This window comes from Kineococcus xinjiangensis, from assembly GCF_002934625.1.
In the GTDB taxonomy this organism is placed as follows: Bacteria; Actinomycetota; Actinomycetes; order Actinomycetales; family Kineococcaceae; genus Kineococcus_A; species Kineococcus_A xinjiangensis.
Map to the genome: position 1 here is coordinate 134,287 of NZ_PTJD01000012.1, position 18,665 is coordinate 152,951.

At 69.3% G+C, this 18,665-nt stretch carries 14 protein-coding genes and 1 tRNA gene; 7 read left to right on the plus strand and 8 right to left on the minus strand.

What is annotated here, in order from left to right; translation table 11 throughout:
• The first annotated feature begins 51 nt into the window (after positions 1-51).
• Genes tmk through CLV92_RS16020 form a run of 3 tightly spaced genes read left to right on the plus strand, consistent with a single transcriptional unit; the run spans position 52 to position 5,047 of the window.
• Positions 52-2,253 carry a dTMP kinase gene (tmk, locus tag CLV92_RS16010; protein ID WP_245886889.1) on the plus strand — a complete coding sequence of 734 codons (2,202 nt, stop codon included), beginning with the start codon at positions 52-54 and terminating at the stop codon, positions 2,251-2,253.
• On the plus strand, positions 2,250-3,506 hold the full coding sequence (locus CLV92_RS16015) for a DNA polymerase III subunit delta' (RefSeq protein ID WP_104434334.1): 1,257 nt from the start codon (positions 2,250-2,252) through the stop codon (positions 3,504-3,506). The genes tmk and CLV92_RS16015 overlap by 4 nt, the downstream gene beginning before the upstream one ends.
• Positions 3,503-5,047 (plus strand): alpha/beta hydrolase, encoded by a 1,545-nt coding sequence (locus CLV92_RS16020; RefSeq protein ID WP_211291180.1) that lies wholly within the window; start codon positions 3,503-3,505, stop codon positions 5,045-5,047. Before CLV92_RS16015 ends, CLV92_RS16020 begins: the two co-directional genes overlap by 4 nt.
• A gap of 16 nt (positions 5,048-5,063) precedes the next feature.
• On the opposite strand, the gene CLV92_RS16025 is transcribed toward CLV92_RS16020, so the two are convergent.
• On the minus strand, positions 5,064-6,464 hold the full coding sequence (locus tag CLV92_RS16025) for a BNR repeat-containing protein (protein ID WP_104434336.1): 1,401 nt from the start codon (positions 6,462-6,464) through the stop codon (positions 5,064-5,066).
• A gap of 168 nt (positions 6,465-6,632) precedes the next feature.
• Between CLV92_RS16025 and CLV92_RS16030 the strand changes: the two genes are divergently transcribed.
• Positions 6,633-6,706: transfer RNA gene (locus tag CLV92_RS16030), tRNA-Thr, on the plus strand.
• 17 nt (positions 6,707-6,723) lie between these two features.
• On the opposite strand, the gene CLV92_RS16035 is transcribed toward CLV92_RS16030, so the two are convergent.
• The 6 genes from CLV92_RS16035 to CLV92_RS16060 form a co-directional block, all read right to left on the minus strand.
• On the minus strand, positions 6,724-7,905 hold the full coding sequence (locus CLV92_RS16035) for a tyrosine-type recombinase/integrase (protein ID WP_104434338.1): 1,182 nt from the start codon (positions 7,903-7,905) through the stop codon (positions 6,724-6,726).
• The gene (locus CLV92_RS21565) at positions 7,902-8,090 is read right to left on the minus strand and encodes a helix-turn-helix transcriptional regulator (protein ID WP_158257287.1); all 189 of its coding nucleotides are present in this window, start codon (positions 8,088-8,090) and stop codon (positions 7,902-7,904) included. Before CLV92_RS21565 ends, CLV92_RS16035 begins: the two co-directional genes overlap by 4 nt.
• Positions 8,087-9,709: a replication initiator gene (locus tag CLV92_RS16045; protein ID WP_104434342.1), complete on the minus strand. Its 1,623-nt coding sequence runs from the start codon at positions 9,707-9,709 to the stop codon at positions 8,087-8,089. Before CLV92_RS16045 ends, CLV92_RS21565 begins: the two co-directional genes overlap by 4 nt.
• A gap of 59 nt (positions 9,710-9,768) precedes the next feature.
• Entirely contained in the window at positions 9,769-11,241 is a 1,473-nt protein-coding gene (locus CLV92_RS16050) for an FtsK/SpoIIIE domain-containing protein (protein ID WP_211291181.1), read from the minus strand.
• Positions 11,242-11,288: 47 nt separating this feature from the next.
• On the minus strand, positions 11,289-11,684 hold the full coding sequence (locus CLV92_RS16055; RefSeq protein WP_104434346.1) for a plasmid replication, integration and excision activator: 396 nt from the start codon (positions 11,682-11,684) through the stop codon (positions 11,289-11,291).
• 96 nt (positions 11,685-11,780) lie between these two features.
• On the minus strand, positions 11,781-12,554 hold the full coding sequence (locus tag CLV92_RS16060) for a GntR family transcriptional regulator (protein ID WP_211291182.1): 774 nt from the start codon (positions 12,552-12,554) through the stop codon (positions 11,781-11,783).
• A 73-nt stretch (positions 12,555-12,627) separates the two neighbouring features.
• Between CLV92_RS16060 and CLV92_RS16065 the strand changes: the two genes are divergently transcribed.
• Both CLV92_RS16065 and CLV92_RS21070 read left to right on the plus strand, forming a co-directional pair.
• A complete protein-coding gene (locus CLV92_RS16065) occupies positions 12,628-13,101 on the plus strand; it encodes an NUDIX hydrolase (protein ID WP_104434350.1) in 474 nt (157 codons plus the stop codon).
• A 112-nt stretch (positions 13,102-13,213) separates the two neighbouring features.
• Positions 13,214-13,762: an SLATT domain-containing protein gene (locus tag CLV92_RS21070; RefSeq protein ID WP_146099589.1), complete on the plus strand. Its 549-nt coding sequence runs from the start codon at positions 13,214-13,216 to the stop codon at positions 13,760-13,762.
• A gap of 205 nt (positions 13,763-13,967) precedes the next feature.
• Here the strand turns inward: CLV92_RS21070 and CLV92_RS16075 are convergent, their stop codons facing one another.
• Entirely contained in the window at positions 13,968-17,108 is a 3,141-nt protein-coding gene (locus tag CLV92_RS16075; protein ID WP_104434354.1) for an HD domain-containing protein, read from the minus strand.
• Between the two features lie 667 nt (positions 17,109-17,775).
• Between CLV92_RS16075 and CLV92_RS16080 the strand changes: the two genes are divergently transcribed.
• Complete coding sequence (locus CLV92_RS16080; protein ID WP_104434356.1) at positions 17,776-18,360, plus strand: hypothetical protein; 585 nt, start codon at positions 17,776-17,778, stop codon at positions 18,358-18,360.
• Positions 18,361-18,665: the final 305 nt, after the last annotated feature.

The window sequence follows — 18,665 nt, forward strand, 5'->3', positions numbered from 1 at the left end:
GCGGGGGCGCCGGCGGCGGGTGCTGTCCCGGGCGGCATCTACCCTGACGGGGTGAGTGCCACCCCTCCCGTCCCGTCCGCCGCCCCCGGCAGCGGGAGGGAGGCCGGGCGCAGCACCGATCCGGCCCTCGCGGCGGGCACCGGCCCGGACGCGGAGGTGGTGCCCGACCACGACGTGCGCGCGGTCCTGGCCATCACCGCCTTCCGCCGGCTGTGGCTGGCCCTGGCGCTGTCCAGCTTCGGCGATTGGCTCGGGACCTTCGCCAAGATCGGCATGGCGGCGGGGATCGCGGGCGGGGACCACACCCGCGCCAACCTCGCCGTCTCCGCGGTGATCATCCTCCAGATCGCGCCCGCGGCGCTGCTCGGCCCGCTCGCCGGGGCCCTGGCCGACCGCCTCGACCGGCGCGCCACGATGGTCGTCGGGGACCTGCTGCGCTTCGGCCTGTTCGCGTCGATCCCCGTGGTCGGCACCCTGACGTGGCTGTTCGTGGCGACCCTGCTCATCGAGCTGGTGGCGCTGTTCTGGGGGCCGGCGAAGGACGCGACGGTTCCCAACCTGGTGCCGCGCCGGCAGCTGGAGGCCGCCAACCAGGTCAGCCTCGCCGCGACGTACGGCTCCGCGCCCGTGGCGGGGGTGGTGTTCATCGCGCTCACCCTGCTGGCGGGGGTGCTGGACGGGTTCGTCCCGGCGCTGGCCGGCAGCCAGGTCAACCTCGCCCTCTACGTCAACGCCGTCACGTTCCTCGTCGCCGCGCTCGTCGTGGCGCGCCTGGACATCCCGCCGCGCGCCCCGCGGCGGGAGGGCGCCCGCACGTCGGTGTGGCGCGACATCGTCGAGGGCTGGCGCTTCGTCGGGCGCAACCGGGTGCTGCGCGGCCTCGTCGGCGGCATGCTCGGCGCGTTCGCCGCGGGTGGGGTCGTCATCGGGCTGGGGCGCTCGCTGGTGCGCGACCTCGGCGCGGGCGACCCCGGCTTCGGGGTGCTCGCGGTGGCGGTGTTCTCGGGGCTGGCCCTGGGGATGTGGACGGGCCCGCGGCTGCTGTCGGGGCTGTCGCGGCGGCGGCTGTTCGCGCTGGCGCTGACCGCGGCCGGGGGGTTCCTGCTGCTGGTGGGCCTCGTCCCGAACATCGTGATGGCGGCCCTGTTCTGCCTCGGGCTGGGTGCCTGCGCCGGGGTGGCGTGGGTGACGGGCTTCACCCTGCTGGGGCTGGAGGCCGACGACGAGGTGCGGGGCCGCACGTTCGCGTTCGTCGGGTCGGTGACCCGCATCGTGCTGGTGCTGGTGATGGCGGCGGCACCGGCGCTGGCGGCGCTGCTGGGGGAGCACACGCTGCGCTTCACCGCGCACCACGCGCTGACCTACAACGGCGCCGCGCTGACGTTCGGCCTCGCCGGGCTGCTGCTGACGGCGGCGGGGGTGCTGGCGCTGCGGTCGATGGACGACCGCCCGGGCACGAGCCTGCGCCGGGACCTGCAGCGGGCGTGGCGGGAGCGCGGGCGCAGCGCCGGGGAGCGCAGCGGCGCGCGGCCGCCGTGGCCGGGGACGTTCGTGGCGCTGGAGGGCGGCGACGGGGCGGGCAAGTCCACCCAGGCGCGGCTGCTGCAGGCGTGGGTGCACGAGGAGCTGGGCCGTGAGGTGGTGCTGAGCCGGGAGCCGGGCGGGACGGTGACGGGGGTGGCGCTGCGGGAGGTGCTGCTGCTGACGAAGCAGCCGCTGGACCCGCGGGCGGAGGCGCTGCTGTTCGCCGCGGACCGCGCGCAGCACGTGGCGGAGGTGCTGCGCCCGGCCCTGGAGCGCGGGGCGGTGGTGGTGAGCGACCGCTACGTCGACTCCTCCCTGGCCTACCAGGGGGCGGGGCGGGCGCTGGAGCAGGCGGACGTGGAGCGGCTGTCGCGGTGGGCGACGCAGGGGCTGCTGCCGGACCTGACGGTGGTGCTGGACGTGGACCCGGCGACGGCGCGGGCCCGGCGCGGCGGCGACGCGGGCCGGGGCGGCGACGACCGGATGGAGGCGGAGTCGGTGGCGTTCCACGAGCGGGTGCGGCGGCAGTTCCTGGACCTGGCGGCGCGGGAGCCGGAGCGCTACCTGGTGGTGGACGCCTCGGGGGCGCCGGAGGACGTGGCCGCCCGGATCCGGCAGCGCCTGGAGCCGCTGCTGGGCTCCTCCACCACGAGCGCCGGGACGGGGCCCGCCGGCGCGACCGCCGCGCCCCGGCCCGCCTCGCAGCCCGCGACGGGGGCGTCCTCGTGAGCGCCGCGGCGACCGCCGAGCCGCAGGGCGTGTGGCGTGACGTCGTCGGGCAGGGCCCGGCGGTGGCGGTGCTCGCGGCGGCCGCCGCGGCGGCGCGCTCCCGGCTGGCCCGCGGGGGCGGGACGACGCAGGCGGCGGCAGCGGGGGCGGAGGCGGCGGGCATGACGCACGCCTGGCTGCTGACGGGCCCGCCGGGGTCGGGGCGCTCCACGGCCGCCCGCGCGTTCGCCGCGGCCCTGCACTGCGAGGACGACACCGCGCCGCCCGGCTGCGGGCGCTGCTCCGGCTGCCGCACGGCGCTGGCGGGCACGCACGCCGACGTGGACGTCTTCGCCACCGAGCACACGCAGATCCGCCGTGAGGACGTGGAGCCCCTCATCGCCGTCGCCCACCGCCGCCCGTCCCTGGGGCGCTGGCGGGTGGTGGTCGTGGAGGACGCGGACCGCCTCAACGAGACGTCCGGCAACACGCTGCTGAAGAGCATCGAGGAGCCGCCGGAGCAGACGGTGTGGCTGCTGTGCGCGCCGAACGTGGACGACGTGCTGCGCACCATCCGCTCCCGCTGCCGGCACGTGCCGCTGCGGGTGCCGCCGGCCTCGGCGGTGGCGGAGCTGCTGCAGCGCCGCGACGGGGTGGACCCGGCGATGGCGGAGTTCGCCGCGCGGGCCGCGCAGAGCCACATCGGCTTCGCCCGCCGCCTCGCCCGCGACGAGGGCGCGCGGATCCGCCGCCGTGACGTGCTGCGCCTGCCCTCGCGCGCCGACGGGGTGGGCCGTGCGGTCATCGCGGCCGGGGAACTGGTGGAGGTGGCGCAGGAGGAGGCCAAGGCCGCGACGGCGGAGCGGGACGCCACGGAGCGGGCGGCGCTGATGCGGGCGCTGGGCGCGGAGGGTTCCGCCACCCCACCGCCTGCGGTGCGCGCGCAGGTCCGCCAGCTGGAGGACGACCAGAAGCGCCGCGCCCGCCGCAGCCAGACCGACGCCCTCGACCGGGCCCTCGTGGACCTGCTCGGGTTGTTCCGGGACGTGCTCGTCGTGCAGCTCGGGGCGGCCGTGGAGCTCGTCAACGGCGACCAGCGCGCGGAGGTGGAGCGCCTGGCGCGCGCCAGCAGCGCGGAGGACACCATGCGCCGCATCGACGCGATCCGCACCGCCCGCACCCGCCTCGCGGGCAACGTGGCGCCACTGCTGGCGGTGGAGGCGATGGCGCTGGAGTTCGTGCCGGCCCGGCCCGGGCCGCGGGGGGACCGGTGAGCGAGCGCTCCCTGTGGTGGCGCGTCGCGGCGGCGGCCGTCGTCGCGGGCGCCGTGGGCTCCTGCTCGGCGTTCGGGGACGGCCTGCCGGAGCCCTCGCCACCGGCGGCGCCGTCGTCCCTGCCCGCGGGGGAGCCGGCGAGCGACCCGGACCTGGCGCCCTTCTACGGGCAGCGGCTGGAGTGGGCGCCGTGCGGTGAGGGTGCGGAGTGCGCCCAGCTGAGCGTGCCGGTGGACCACGCCGACCCGGCGGGGCCGCGCACGTCGGTGTCGGTGCTGCGCGTCCGTGCCCGCGGCGAGGAGCGCCTGGGGTCCCTGGTGCTCAACCCCGGCGGCCCGGGCGGTTCCGGCGTGGCGTACGCGGCGGCGGCGGACCGGGTCGTCACGGACGCGGTCCGGGACAGCTTCGACGTCGTCGGCTTCGACCCCCGCGGGGTGGGCCGCTCCGCGCCGCTGCAGTGCCTGCCCCCGGAGCGGACCGACGCGATGCTCGCGGCGGACCCCACCCCCGACGAGCCCGCCGAGGCGGACCGGCTGGCGGCGCTCGCCGCGGAGCTGGGGCGCGGCTGCGCCGAGAACGGCGGTGCGCTCGCCGCGCACGTCGACACCGAGAGCGTCGCCCGCGACCTGGACGTGCTGCGCGCGGCGCTGGGCGACGAGAAGCTCACCTACCTGGGCAAGTCGTACGGGACGTTCCTCGGCGCCGCCTACGCGGAGCTGTTCCCGCAGCGGGTGGGTCGCCTCGTCCTGGACGGGGCGATGGACCCCTCCCTCACCAGCGACGAGGTCAACGCCGGGCAGGCCGCGGGCTTCGAGCGTGCCCTGCGGGCCTACGTGGAGGCGTGCCTGGAGCTGGAGGAGTGCCCCCTGAGCGGCACTCCGGACGACGGTGCCCGGCAGGTGCGGGAGCTGCTGGAGCGCCTCGACGCGCAGCCGCTGCCGACGGGCGGCGACCGGGAGCTCACCCAGGGCCTGGCCTACCTGGGCATCGCGCAGCCGCTGTACGCGGAGTCGCTGTGGCCGCAGCTCACCGCGGCCCTCACCGCCGCCGAGCGCGGCGACGGCGGCCCGCTGCTGGCGCTGGCCGACGCCTACGCGCACCGCCGCCCCGACGGGACGTACGCGGACAACGCCACGTCCGTCATCTACGCGGTGAACTGCCTGGACCGCGGCGACACCGACACCCGCGCGGACATCGCCCGCGACGCGGAGGCCCTGGAGGAGCTCTCCCCGACGTTCGGCCGCTTCCTCGGCTGGAGCTCCCTGCCGTGCTCGACGTGGCCGTTCCCCGCCAAGGGGGAGCGGGAGCCGGTGCGCGCGCCCGGTGCCGACCCGATCCTCGTGGTCGGCACCACGCGCGACTCCGCGACGCCCTACGAGTGGGCGGTCGGCCTCGCCGAGCAGCTCGACTCCGGGCACCTGCTGACGTACGAGGGGGACGGGCACACGGCCTACCGCTTCGGCAGCCGGTGCGTGGACACCGCCGTGGACGCGTACCTGCTGGCGGGGGAGCTGCCCGAGGACGGCGCCCGCTGCGAGTGACGCGCCGCGCCCGCCGTCAGGGGGTGGCGCGCCAGTCCTGGACCTCGATCACGCTGCCGCCGTAGCGGGGGGTGAAGAAGCTCACGACGCCCTCGCTGCGCAGGCGCGGGTGGTCCAGGAGCGGGTCGGAGTAGTAGTCGGGGGAGGAGGTCCAGCGCAGCGCCCAGTCCTTCCAGCCGGAGGCGCGGGAGGCGGTCTGGAGGTGCAGCTTGCGGGTCTTGGAGTCGCCGCTGACGACGTAGAGGTTGTCCTGCGCGTCGACGCCGATGTCGCCGCGGCTGGAGCGCTCCAGGAACGGCGTGTACGTCTGGCTCCACGCCTTGGAGGCCTTGTCGCGCCGGTAGTGCACCAGCACCGCCTGCTCCCGGGCGGCGGTGAAGTCGCTGGTGCTGGCGGCACCGGCGGGCAGGTGGGAGGCGAGGACGTGCACGTGGCCGGCGGAGTCGACGACCATGGACTCCTGGTTGATGAGCCCGCGGTTCTGGGCGATGGACCACACGCGCAGGCCGGCCGTGTCGGCGATGAGCGGTGAGCTGCCCGTGGTCGCCACGACGGTGCCGGCGTTGTTGCGCCAGGTGCGGCCCCGGTCGCGGCTGTAGGCGTAGTAGAGGTCGTGGTTGGTGCTGGGGTTCGGGGTCTCGCGCACGCACCAGGTGACGTGGAGCAGGCCGGTGGTGTCGTACTCGATCCCGAACAGGTAGGGGTTGTCGTCGCCCGCGGTGCCGTTGATGAACGTGCCGATCCTCGTCCACGTCCGGTTGGAGTACTCGAAGAGGACCTCGTCGCCGGCGCCGCTGAGGCCGGTGCGGATCGCGAGCTGGAGGGCGCCCTCGGGGGTGGCCATGAACTGGGGGTAGGTGACGGTCTCCAGCGGGGTGCCGGTGAGGCCGTTGGTGTTGGGGCCGAAGCTCGACCGGGTCCACGACGCCGTGTCGGGGGAGTTCAGCAGCCCGGCCGCCGAGCGGCGGTAGCGCAGCTGCGAGGAGTGCATGTCGTAGGCGAGGTGGAGCGTGCCGTCGGCGGGGCAGATGCCGATGCTGATGGTGTTGTGCGAGTCGGTGGAGGTGGTGCGGTAGTCCGTGAGCTGCACGTTCTGCCAGGCCCCCGTCGGCAGCTTGCGGCGGGAGACGTTGACGTAGCCGGACTCGTCCCAGAAGGCGGCGTACTGCCAGCCCCGGTAGGTGGTGATGCCGTCCTGCTGGAAGGACTCGCCGTTCATGTAGCCGGTGTAGGTCAGCGCGGTGCGGCCGTTGCGGGTCAGCGTGGTGGTGAGCAGGTGGCTGACGGTGGGGGCCGCGGCGGAGGCGGCGGGTGCCGGCAGGGCCAAGGTCAGTCCCGTCGTGGCGAGGGCGCCGAGGAGGGTGGTGCGGCGGCTGGGGAGGCCCTGGGGGCCGCCCGCGGAGGTGGAACGATTCATCGAGGGACCGCGCTCTCGTCATCGGGAGTGGTCGGGATGCCCGGACCCTACGAGCGCGCGCCGGGTCGGTCAACCTCCGGCGGTGCGCCACCACCGCTGCGCGGGGGCGCGGGTGAGTGCGCGGCCGTGGCGTCTTGTATGCTCGACGACGTGCCGTCCGCGGCACGTGCCGCCTTAGCTCAGTCGGCCAGAGCGACGCACTCGTAATGCGTAGGTCCGGGGTTCGATTCCCCGAGGCGGCTCAGAGCAGCCCCGCAGGTCACAGACCTGCGGGGCTCTTCGCTGCCTGGATCCGGGTGACCTCCGAGGGGGCGTGTGCCCCCGTGGTGCCCCCAGTGCTGCCCCCGACCCGGCGGGCGGCCTCCCACAGGTTGGCCGCGATGAGGTGGCCGTAGACGTCCATCGTCATCGCCGCGGTGGCGTGCCCCAGCACCGCCTGGACGACCTTGGGGTCCGCCCCGGAGCCCAGCCAGAGGGACGCAGCGGTGTGGCGGAGGTCGTGGACCCGCAGCGTCGGGTAGCCCAGCTCCTCGACCGCCTTGGTCCAGCCGACGAGGCGCTTCCAGTTGGATTCCCGCATCGGCCCACCCGCGGGGGCGGGGAAGAGCCAGTCCGTGGCGGCCCGCCCGGCGGCGCGGCGGTCGACGAGCTCGTGCAGCTCCTCCACCAGCGGCACCGTGCGGGAGCGGCGGTTCTTCAGGGTGTCGACGTACAGCTCCCCACCGCCCCCACTGGCCAGGACTGTCCGCTGCAGCCGTAGACCCCGACCCGGCACGGTCACCAGGTCCCCGACGTGGAGGCCGGCCAGCTCGCCCCAGCGCATGCCCGTGAGGCCGAGGACCAGGACCAGCTCCGCGGCCACCTCCCGGTTCGACGCCACCGGCCCCTGCGGTCCCGCGCACAGCGCCCGGAGCCGGTGCAGCTCGTCGTAGGTCAGGGCGTAGCCCTCTCGCCGGTCCGCGCCCGCTCGGGGAGATCTGACCGCCGCGGCGACGTTGACGTGCAAGCGCCCGTCCGCCATCCCGAAGTTCAGGATCGAGCGCAGCGTCGCCAGCGCGCGGGTCGCGGTGGCCGGGGCCTTGCCGTCGGTGACGAGCTGCCCCACCCACGCCAGCACCTCACCCGAGGTGAGCGAGGACGCCGGCCAGTTGCCGAAGCGCGGGGCGATGTAGTTGCGCCACGCCGCTTCGTCGCTCTCCCGGGTCCGGCGCTTCACGGTGCTGCGCGAGGCCAGCCAGTCGTCGGCGATCTGCGACAGCGGCACCCGGCCTCGGCGCGGGTCGATCCACTCACCCGTGCGCAGCCGGCGGGTCTGCTCCTCCTCCCACGCCAGCGCGTCCCGCTTGCGGTCGAACACCTGGGTGGCGACCTCCCGGCCGTGGAACTTCACCCGCGCCCGGTAGCGGACCCTGCCGCCGCGTTCGAGGCGCTGGACGCTCACGCCGCTTCCCGTTGCGCCACGACCCACGCCTCGACGTCGACGACCCGCCACGTCAGGCGCCGGCCCACCTTGACGGCCGGGGCGAACCGCCCTTCCTGCCGCAACCACCGGATCGTGAGGACGGGCACCCGGAGGTACTCCGCCACCTCGTCGATCGTCATCAACTGGTCCAGGTCCGTGCTCATGCTGCTTCTCCTTCCGAGGGGGTGGTGCCGAACTGCCGAGAGGTGGTGGTCGTGGGCGGTTGTTGGCCGGCGGCCCGGCGTTTCGCTTCGTCGAGGGCTGCCCGCCATCGGGCACGTTCCGCGACGGCGTGCAGGAGCCGGTGCGCCAGCGGTGGCACGGAGTCATCGGGTGAGGCAGGCCGCCAGGCGTAGCGGTCGGCGGTGGCATCGTCGGCGGTTCCGTCCGCGATGCCGAGGGCGTCGAGGACCCACGCGCGGCGGTCGGCCTTGTGGTCGGCGAGGGTCTTGCCGGACCACTTGCGCGAGACGAGGACGCGGCGGCCGCCGTAGCCGAGGGTTTTCCGGCGGTGTGCCTTGCCCTTGCAGTAGCCGGGGCGGGCGTGCGGCCGGGCGTTGCGCGGAGAGATGCCGTAGCGCAGCCAGTTCGCGCACGTCGGGGAGCACGGCTCGTACCGCAGGGCGGTGGTGAGCCGGTCGAGGTGGGCGCGCTGCCGGTCGGTGGCCGCCTCGTGGCAGGCGTCGAGGTCCTTGGTGAGGTACTTCGTGACGTACCCGATGCGCCGGTCCACGTCGGGGGAGCCGGACAGCAGCCCCTGCACGTCGAGCTGGGTTCCGCACCGGATGACGTGCATGGGCTCGTCGTCGTCGTCCAGGTCGTCGAGGGCGTCGTCGAACGTGGGCAGCGCCGCACCGGTTGTCGGGTCGATGTACTCCTGCAGGCCCTCGTCCCAGACCGGCATGCGGTCGCCCTCGTACCGCACCTCATCGGCCGGGGGCCACCACACCTGGTGGTAGGTGGCGGCGGCGATCTGGCGCATCTCAGCGCGGGGAAGGGTTCCCCGGATGGCGAGGTGAGCGTGCATCGCCAGGCGTCGCTGGCTCTCGACGGCGGCGAAGTACTGCACCTCGTAGCCGGCCACCCGGCGGAGGTTCTGCACGAACCGGTCGAGCAGCCGGGAGAAGTGGATTGCGTCACGGGCGGCGCGCCGGTAGTCGTAGCGCGCCGGGTCGACGGGGGTGCCGTCGGGGAGAACCCGCCCGTAGGACGGCAGCGTCACGGTGACGAACATCGACGGGCGCAGCACCCGGCCGTCGGGGGTGGTGAAGGTGCGCCCGAGGGTGCGCTTCTCCACCGGCCGACGGGGCAGGTCAGCCACGTCCTGACGGCGCTTCGTCGAGCGCACCCGGCGGGCACGATCCGCGGAACCGGGGGCGACGGAGCCCCGCATTCCTGCGTCGGCGATCCGCTCGTCGAGGTCGGCGAGTTCCTGGTCGAGTTCCGCGACGACGTGCGGGGGAGCGCCGGCCGCGAGAGCTGCGGTGCGTTCGGCGGTGCGGTCGGCCCGCTCGGTGACCAGTTCCTCCTGCGAGGGCGTGGCCGGGTCGGCGTCGAGGAGCGGTTCCTCCTCGAGGTGCCAGCCCTCGCGACACTGCGCCATGCGGAGCCGCTTCGCCTTCTCCGCGCAGGGCGGGCAGACGGCGGCCTGGGTGTTGCCGCACGGGACGTCGATCATCCGGGTTTCCCCGGTGGCGCGGTCCTCGGCGAGCATCGCGAGCGGCTTGACGCAGACGCCGTGCTCGACGGCGATCTCCCGCACGACGTCCTTGGCGAGCGGCATGCGGGCCCGCTCTGCCCTCGTCGTGCGACCCCTCGGTTTGACCGGTGCCTCAACGGTGTTCACGCGGCGGCCTCGCCGGTGTCGTCCTTGACCAGCCGCAACGGCACGGGTGCCGGGTAGCGGGTGGCGAGGTCGCGCAGCTCGTCGTCGCCGATCCAGGCGGCACGGACGCGCACGGGTTCCGGCTCGCCGTCGAGGACGACGTACGCGGTGCCGGGCATCGTGGTGGCGATGGCGTCGGCGTGGGCTCCGCGCAGCCGGGCGCCGTTGCCGAGCACCAGGTCGACGGCCTCGGGTTCGACGAGGCGCATGGCGACGCGGAAGGTGAACAGGTCGCGGAACGGCAGGGTCTCCTTGCGGGGGTCCTGGATGCCGGCCACGACGAGGACGCCGGGTGCGCGGCCCTGTGAGAGCAGCAGGCGCAGGGAGCGGTCGATCCGCTTGTCGAGGTCGCGGTCGACGGCGTAGGCGGTGAGGAACGCCAGTTCGTCGACGACCAGGACGACCAGCGGCTCGGCCGTGGTGGGGACGTGCGAGCGGGAGGTGCCACGCATCCGGCGCAGGCGGTCCTGCATGAGGGCCACGGCGTCGTCGAGGAGCTGCGCCAGTTCCGCCAGGGCCGGGTCGCTCGGCTTGTCGTCGCGCCGGGTACGCCGCCGAGCGGTGTCGTCGTCGTCCGACGCGGGTTCCGGTGTCGTGGTGGCGTCGCCGTCCCAGTAGCGGGCGAACAGCGAGCGGCCGAAGGAGAGTTCGACGCCCATCTTCGGGTCGACGCCCCACAGCTGCACCTGGCCCTCGGTGACCGCGGGTGCCAGCGCCCGGATGATGCCCCACAGGAACGAGCCCTTGCCCGCACCGGCCGATCCGGCGAGCAGGACGTGCCGGCCGAGCAGCCCGAGCGTCCACGGCCGCCCGTCCTCCCGCAGCCCCAGCGGGAGCGCGGCCAGGTCCACATCCGCGCCGTCGGCCGGTAGGGGAGCGGGCTCGACGACGGTGGCCAGTGGGTCGACGCGCTGGAAGGCGAGGACGACGCGTCCGGTGCCGAGGCTGCGGACGCTGCACCGCTGCGCGACGAAGGAGTGCGCGAAGGCGTCGGCGCGGTCCATGAACTGCTGCGGTGTCTGCCCGTGCAGCAGGTGCACCTCGACTCGCTCGCCGTGCTCGGTGAGGGTGACGCGGCCGAGCCGGGGCACCTGGGTCTGCCCGCCGAACCCGTCGTGCAGGTCCGCGCCCACCATCGCCGGCTGCCAGTGCCGCGCGTACTGCACCCGGCGGAGCCACCGCCGCCACAGCAGGAACGTGCGCGCGAACGACGCCGGGCGGTGCCGGTGCCACAGCACCAGCGCGGCGGTGACGACGGTGAGCACCAGAGCGAGGGGGAGCGGGCCGAACTGCCGGCCGATCCACGCGGCGGCCAGCAGCGGCAGCGACAGGTACGGGTAGCGCACCGCCCACCACAGCAGCCGCCCGACGTTCTGCAGCACCCGAGCGGCCAGGCTCGGCTCCTGCGGCCGGCGGGTTGCCACGAGCACCGGGTCACCACGTCGCGGCTCCCACGCCGCCATCTGCCGGGCCATCGTCAGGCTGCCTTGGGTGCGGCCTGGCGCGCACCAGGAGCGCGCATGCCCGACGCCTTGAGGGAGAACGCCTGCCGGGGGCGCTGCCCGTTGGTGTCGACGTACGGGGTGACGGTCAGCTTCTCGAAGACGACCGGCCGGAACGGCACGCCTTCCGGGGCGGCGGGCGGGACCGGCTGCACCGGGGCAGCGATCTTCACCTTGAGCGTGCGCTGGCGGGCGTCGGGGTCCAGGTCCAGGACCTCCACCTGCCACATGAGCAGGCCGTTGTCGTCGGCGGCCTGTACGGGCCGCTCCTTCGTCGAGCGGTCGAAGTCGAGCACCTGGCGGACCTCACCGATCATCGCGACCCCGTACGGGAACGTCGTCTCGCTGTCCACCTCGAACGAGCGCTGCATGGCTGCCTCCACTGATGTCTGCTCGCCTACTCGTCTAGACGAGTAGGTAACGGTGTAGTGGTGGCAGCACTGACTGTCAAGGTGGGGAGCCGCGCGTCAGGACGCGGGCAGCGTGTACGACAGCACGAAGGAGTCCGCCGCCATCACCGTGTCGCAGACCTCCACGGGCCTGCCGTCGGTGTCGTAGGCGGTGCGGATCAGGTGGAACACCGGTACCCCGGAGGCCAAGGCGAGCACGCGGCTCTCCTCGGCGGTGGGCATGCGGGCCTCGATCTGCTCGTCGAAGTGGTCGAGGCGGTGGCCGAGCTCCTCCAGGCGGGCGTAGATGCCGCCGGGGCCGGGGTCCGGCTCGCCGATCTTCGTGCCGGTGGCGATGTCCGCCGGCAGGTACGAGGTGGCGACCTCGACGGGGTGCCCATCGTGCAGGTAACGCCGCCGGCGCACGACAGTGGCGGTGCCCTCGTCGAGCTTCAGTCGCTCGGCGATGTCGAGCGGGGGAGCGGCTTGGGTGACGGTGAGCATGTCCACGCTGGGGCGCCGGCCGCTGGCCTCGCTCTCCGCCATGAAGGCGGCTTGTCCGCGCTCACGATGTCGGCGGGCAAAGCGGTCGGACGCCAGTCGGCGCACAGGAGGGCGGGGGCGGACGAAGACACCGCGGCCGTGCTCGGCGGCTGCCACGCCCTCGGACTGGAGGAGCTGGAGGGCCTGGCGGACGGTGCCGCGGGCGACGCCGTAGTGCTTCATCAGCGCCGCCTCGGACGGCAGCTTCTCGCCCTCGCGCAGGTCACCGCGCTTGATCGCCTCGCGCAGGTGGTCGGCGATCTGGCGGAAGACCGCCCGATCGCTCCCCGGATCCAAGCTCGGCAGCACGACGACTCCTTCACTCGTACAGATATGCCAGGCTACCGTGGCGACGTCCCCGAGCGAATGGAGCGCGAGCACCATGACCGGAGAAGACGGCCTGCATTCCGTCAGCGTCGCCGCCGCCATCGTCGACGACCAGGGGCGGGTACTGGTCATCCAGCGCGCGGACAACGGGCGCTGGGAACCGCCGGGCGGGGCGCTCATGCTCAACGAGAGGATTGAGGAGGGCCTGCGCCGTGAAGTATGTGAGGAGACGGGATTAGAGATTTCTATACAAAGGCTAACCGGCGTATACAAGAACCATGCCCGAGGTGTCCTTGCGCTTGTGTTTTTGGCACACAGTATCGGTGGGCGGCTAACCACCAATAGTGAGGCCAGCTCCTTTAAATGGCTGTGGCCGACAGAGATTAGACGGCATGTGCATCAGATCTTCGCTCAGCGATTGCTCGATGCTCTCAAGCATCAGAACAGTCCGGCGATCCGCGATCATGACGGTCAAACTTTCTGGACGCAAAAGACTCCTCTAGGTGACGTGGCTATGTCGAAAGAGTGAAGCTCATCAAGTGTTGACACCTAGTCAATAACCGCGGCTCAACAGCCGTGTTACGGCGATCTTCATTCAAGCAACTACATGAATTCTATCCAAGCCGAAAAGCGGGGCAGTCGTGGCCGAAAATCAATCTCAGCGCAATCAGATGGCAGCTAGCGCGCAGGCCAAACTTCACGACGTCGCAACACTGGCCGAGCGACTTCGTCGCCGAGCGCACCGAGCCGCCCGAGCCCATTTTCTTGCGGGCAAAAGCGCTGCGCAAAGAAACATTCAGCTTGGTGCGCCAGTGGTGATCCTCTCAAGCGCTGTAGGGAGCGCAACGTTTGCCACTCTGGCCACCAAGCCGGGTCTGCCGTGGATTATCGCAACCGGAGCCGTGTCGTTCGCCGCCGCTACATTGGCCGCCTTGCAGACATTCTTCAGGTTTTCCGAGCAGGCTCAAGAACACAAGCGTTCGGGGGCGGAGTATGCCGCACTTAAGCGCGACCTAGACCTCTTCATGATCATCTGCCGAGATCAAAACCTCGTCGCACGGGATCTTCACGAAGCACTGACCCAAATGACTTCGCGATTCAACGAGCTCGAGCGTTCTAGCCCCGACGTGGCCGATCACCTATATGACCAAGCAAAGCAAGAGCAAGGTGAAGACCGCGAAGGAATCTAAAGGCACCGTGCGCGCCCTGAAACATCAAATTGGGCGAATGTTTCGGGGAGCTACCCTGGCGCCCCATATTGCTCCAATCGTGCCGGATAGGGTTAGGGGCTACGATGATGATCCGCGGCAACTAGTGCCCTACCCGGTATCAATCTATACGACACCTAAAGCGTCAAGTAGGGCCGAAGTGCTGCGGTTTCGTTCATCCCTCCTCCTAATCGGCACTCCGACGCCGTTGCCAAGCGCTTGCCGCCGTCCAGATAGGGCCATGACCTTCGAGTCCAATAAGGCCACGCAGGCCCTGCTGCGCCTGCCAATCTTGAGTTGAATGTTGATCCATCCATTCAAGGAGCGCGGCATCGACACCAACATCGAGTGGCTCCGGGTGATGCTCAAGTTTCGCCTGCGCATAGAGATCGCATAGTAAGGAGAGGATGGCGAACTGCAGTACAGACGTATCATCACCACTGGCTACTCCCTCGTTCAACTGTCGCGCCACTCGCGACTGCGGCGATTGGGGAAGGTAAAGCCGCACTGACCCAAGAATCAGCGCATCAAAATCTTCCAAGCCAGCAATATGTACCGAGTCGCTTACGGCGTAAACGTTAGTGTGGGTGGAGTAGAAGCGTCGATCGAGTCGATTTCGACCACGCCGATCCAAGCGAGACAACACGTCTCGAAGCGGGGCTTGGCGATCACGTATACGACGCCAGTACGGGCCCTCTGAAAACCATCGATTATCGACGACTTGCAACTCTAGGGCAATGCTGGAAATGCCTTGAAGTGCTTGAAGCTTCACTGGCTCAAAGTGATTCCACAACATGGCAAAGTAGCTAAATAGCGCGGAGTGATCAGCCATTAAGGGAATGTCGCCCGAGGGCAAATCTTGCAACAGCCCCCCCGCCTGCAATAGATTAAGAAGACCCATGTCATTAGGTGCCCATTCGAGAAATCGCGAAGCGTCATCAGCGGCGGGCCCCACGATGACCAGGAATCCACTCCCTTCCAGGTCTCTGCCGGTCTTGGCCTTAAACTCGCGCCCCTCTTCACACGCGACCAACGGAAACTGCAGCAATACATCGCGCAGGCGGGCAAGATCCGTGACATGAATCTGAGTATTTGCCTGCAAGCTTCCTTCGAAGAGGATTGCAATCTCGCGCAGCGCAAAGCGCTCCGATACCCGTTCCGTCAAAGCTGGCAACTGATCCATTAGGCAGCTTACGATCGCTCGATACACGAACCCTACAAGCTGATCGAATGACTGCCCCGCCTCTAGTTCGGTCCGCGCAACATTCGTGGTCGGTGCCTCAGGCCCATTGAAGTTAATCAGCGCCACCGGGCGACCACCGCCAAAACCCGGAACATCGGGTGTTACATGGATGCCTTGGATGCATACGCCGCCGGCCACCTCGCCAGTCAGAGGCGATTCATAGCTGCCGATCATGCTCGTTGAAGTGTACTGGTCTTCTTCCCCTCCTTGGAGCACAAGTTCCCACTCGCGATAGATGGGATTCCATTGTTTGGCGATAGCCATGCTTGCTTGACCCTCATGGTATGTAAATACCTCAATGAGGGCGCTCGGCTTGACCGACTTCGCAAGTGCTTCTTTTAGGGCAGTGCCAACATTTTGGCCGCCGACCATTGTTGGTTGATCGCCATCAACTGAAACGGTAATTGAACATCCAGGAACGACAATCCAACGGTTGAGCAACTCGCGGATGCCCTCATTAACATCAGAGCTGGCGCGTAAGCGAAGCTGCATGACGGTGCCGTGTTCACCGATCAGCTTATCGAAAAGTGACTCGCGCGACAGCGTCTTGATTAGGTATCGGCCGTGCACGCTCCGCAGTACCAGTTCAAAGCCCCTGGCTTCGCCGATCGCGCGAGTGCCGACATGCACCTCGTCGGCGATCATAAAGGTTGAAAGGACGCCAATCCCAAACCTTGAAATCGAGTTGAAGTTCGGGTAATGCTCTTTGAACTCCTTTGTCTGATAGCTTGATGAACCCACCTTAAGAAAGTGATTTTCGATGGTGGATTGAGACATGCCGACCCCGTGATCCACAACGGTAAGGCGACGGCTTTCGGTGTCGAATGAGATCTCAATGTCGGCGACATCGGCGTCCGCCGGGCGCGATTGGCTGCGCAATCGGGCGAGACGAACGGCGTCAATCGAATTTTGTACGATTTCTCGTATGGCAACGCTCGCATCATTGTAGAGCGTGTGCCCTGTTAGTAGCTCCAGAACCTTTTCTTGATCGAACGTAAATGCGTAATGGCGGGGGTCAAAATTTTCCGTCTCAATACTGCTTCGATCGATCGAGTGCCATGGAAAGATGTATCGCATAGCGCGAGGCGAACAGCCTGCAGCCATCTCTATCCAAGATCGCGTCTGTCGGAGTTCCTTTTCCGCGTAGTCTAGGTACTCCATCAAAGGAAAAAAGCCATCTGGACTTGCAAATCTAGCGTGAACCTCGATGGTGTCCGACAAGTCACCGTCGGGCGTGTCTGCGGGCCTTACGGCTCTGATTGACTGCTGCTTTTTCCACTCCCTTTGCCCCATGGGATCTTTGGGGCTAGCCAAACGATACTGAATGGCGGGTGTTCTATCACGGCTGATGTGGATCAGATCAACAGTGCGCAGAATTGCGGCTGCGTACTGAACATTCGCCATGTCCTCAGCATCACCGCCATACGCGCGATTAACGCGATACTTGGTCGTATCATGCAAGTCGTTCATGTGGTGGCTTCGGGCGACAATAGCAATGTCGTCGCGTATGACCGGGTCAAGTCCAGCCACAATATCCTGAACGGCTTCCGCGGCGGCATCTGCGACGCCAAGAGGCTTGTGGTCATCGCCACGAATCCATGCCTCTACGCGTTCAGCATGGTTCGTTCGAACGAACTCTTCATACAAAAATTGCTCACGCTCGTCTTCCGGCAAGGCGTCGAGACGTTCGCGGAGATCGATGCCTCGCGATGATTCATCTTCCATGATTGAAGTCGTAAATTCAGGAAACTTGCTTGAAGCTCGAGCAAGGTACTCATCCCTTGTCACAAGCATTCCAAGGTCATGGAAATAAATGGAAAGCGTTATCAGCAAACTGTCGGCGATCGTCAAATGTTGCTTTGTCGTTTCGGGAATCAGCCAGTCGGTGGCCTCGAGCAGCGCGTCGATATGCGTGATGTCATGGCGGGTATATGTAGCGAACTGTGGTGTTCGCCCAATAGCGGCCAGGAGTTCATTCAGGCGCGACCGCGCGAAAGCTAGGTTAAATCCACCGAGCGCCGTGCGCCTTTGAGCCTCAAGGGCATGCTTTTCGATAAGCGATCGCCCGAGCGTCAGCTCGCTCATTTAGTGCCCGCTCTCATTGTCATTGTCGTTTGGTGAGGATGCCGGAGGCGTGTCGCCCTGTATTCATATCCGTGTTCAAGTTGCCGCTTAAACCGGTTCGCCACCTCGGGTGCAGGTCAAGATTTTCGTCTGAGGCATGTCCCTACAAGGAACCCCCAGCCTGCTGAGTTGAGCTCTTGTTAGTCAAGCGGCCCGCTGCGCGGGCCGGGCAGCCGCCGGCCCCGGGCTGCGCCGCTCCGCGTCGGCCCCTGGGCCGGCGGCTGCCTGCTGTCGCTGGGGGCTCGGAGAGTGGCGGAGGCGTGTGGGTGCTCGACAGCGGCCCAAGTGGCGTGGCGCTGCCGCTATAGGAAGCTTCCGACCCACCCAGGCCCGGCGTGCTCGGGCGGCACTCGTGGCACGGCCAGGCCCGCTCACCGGTAGCAGGCCTGGAGGAGGGATCGGTCTAGGAGCAGGGCTGGGAGCCGTGTCCTCGTCGCTGCCTGAGGTGGCCGCATCTCGACGCTGGCTCACGGCCCCAGCGGCGAGGCCCAAGCCGCTCGACCCGGCAGGCCACCCGACTGATCGGCCCAGGCAGGACCCGAGCTAGAGATTGACGGCATGACTGTCCCGGCTGGTCCCTGGAATGCTGACAGGTGGGGACTGTCGGAGTGCACGAGGAGGTCAGCTGGTGGGCGAGCTGCCGGTGCTCTTGGCGCGTCTGGAAGCGGCCTGGCGTGCCCAGAACATGCCCATCGCCAGTCGCTTACGTCGCGGTGTGGCGGAGGCCGACCTACGGGCAGCATGGGCGCCTCACGGTGTGACCCCCTCGCAGGAGACTGTGGAGTGGTTCGCCTGGCATGACGGTGCTGACGGGGAGATGTGGAGCGACGTCCTCTGCACGCCGGCGACCCGGCTGCTGACTGTTGCGCAGTCTCTGGACGCTTACACCAGCCACCTGGTCGTCAGCGGAGTGGAGGAGCTGATGTTCCCCACCTGGGTGCCGGTTGCGGGGACGATGCACGGCAGCGTCGTGGCCATCGGCTGCACCGAGAGCCCATCGGCTGGCGGGGCAGAGCGAGGGGAGTCGCTCGTCGCCAACATCACCGAGACTCTCGAGATCCCTGACGTCCAGTACCGGCCGCCAGTGACGACGATGGTCCGCTGGTGGATCGAACGGCACGAGTCCGGCACCTGGCGGTGGGAGGACGGGCATCTCGTCGACCACGCGATGGCAGATCCATCTGAGACGGAGCGGCTGTCTGGCCTCGTATGAAGTGCAAAGGGCTCGACCTGCCTCGTCAGCCACCACAATTTGAGGAGGACGATCCGGCATTCGGTGCCGCAATGCTGGGTGAATATGAGGTCATGAGGTGAGCAATGAGCCTGTACGAGTACGCGATGAGCCAGCACAGACAGTGGGGTCTGCTGCATGATCCGGTGACACCGACGCTGGCTTGCCCGAGAGGCAGCCTGGGAGGATGTTGCTGTGCCCAAGCCTTACCCCCGCGAGTTCCGCGATGACGTCGTGCGGGTCGCTCGCAACCGTGATCCGGACGTGACGCTGGAGCAGGTCGCCGC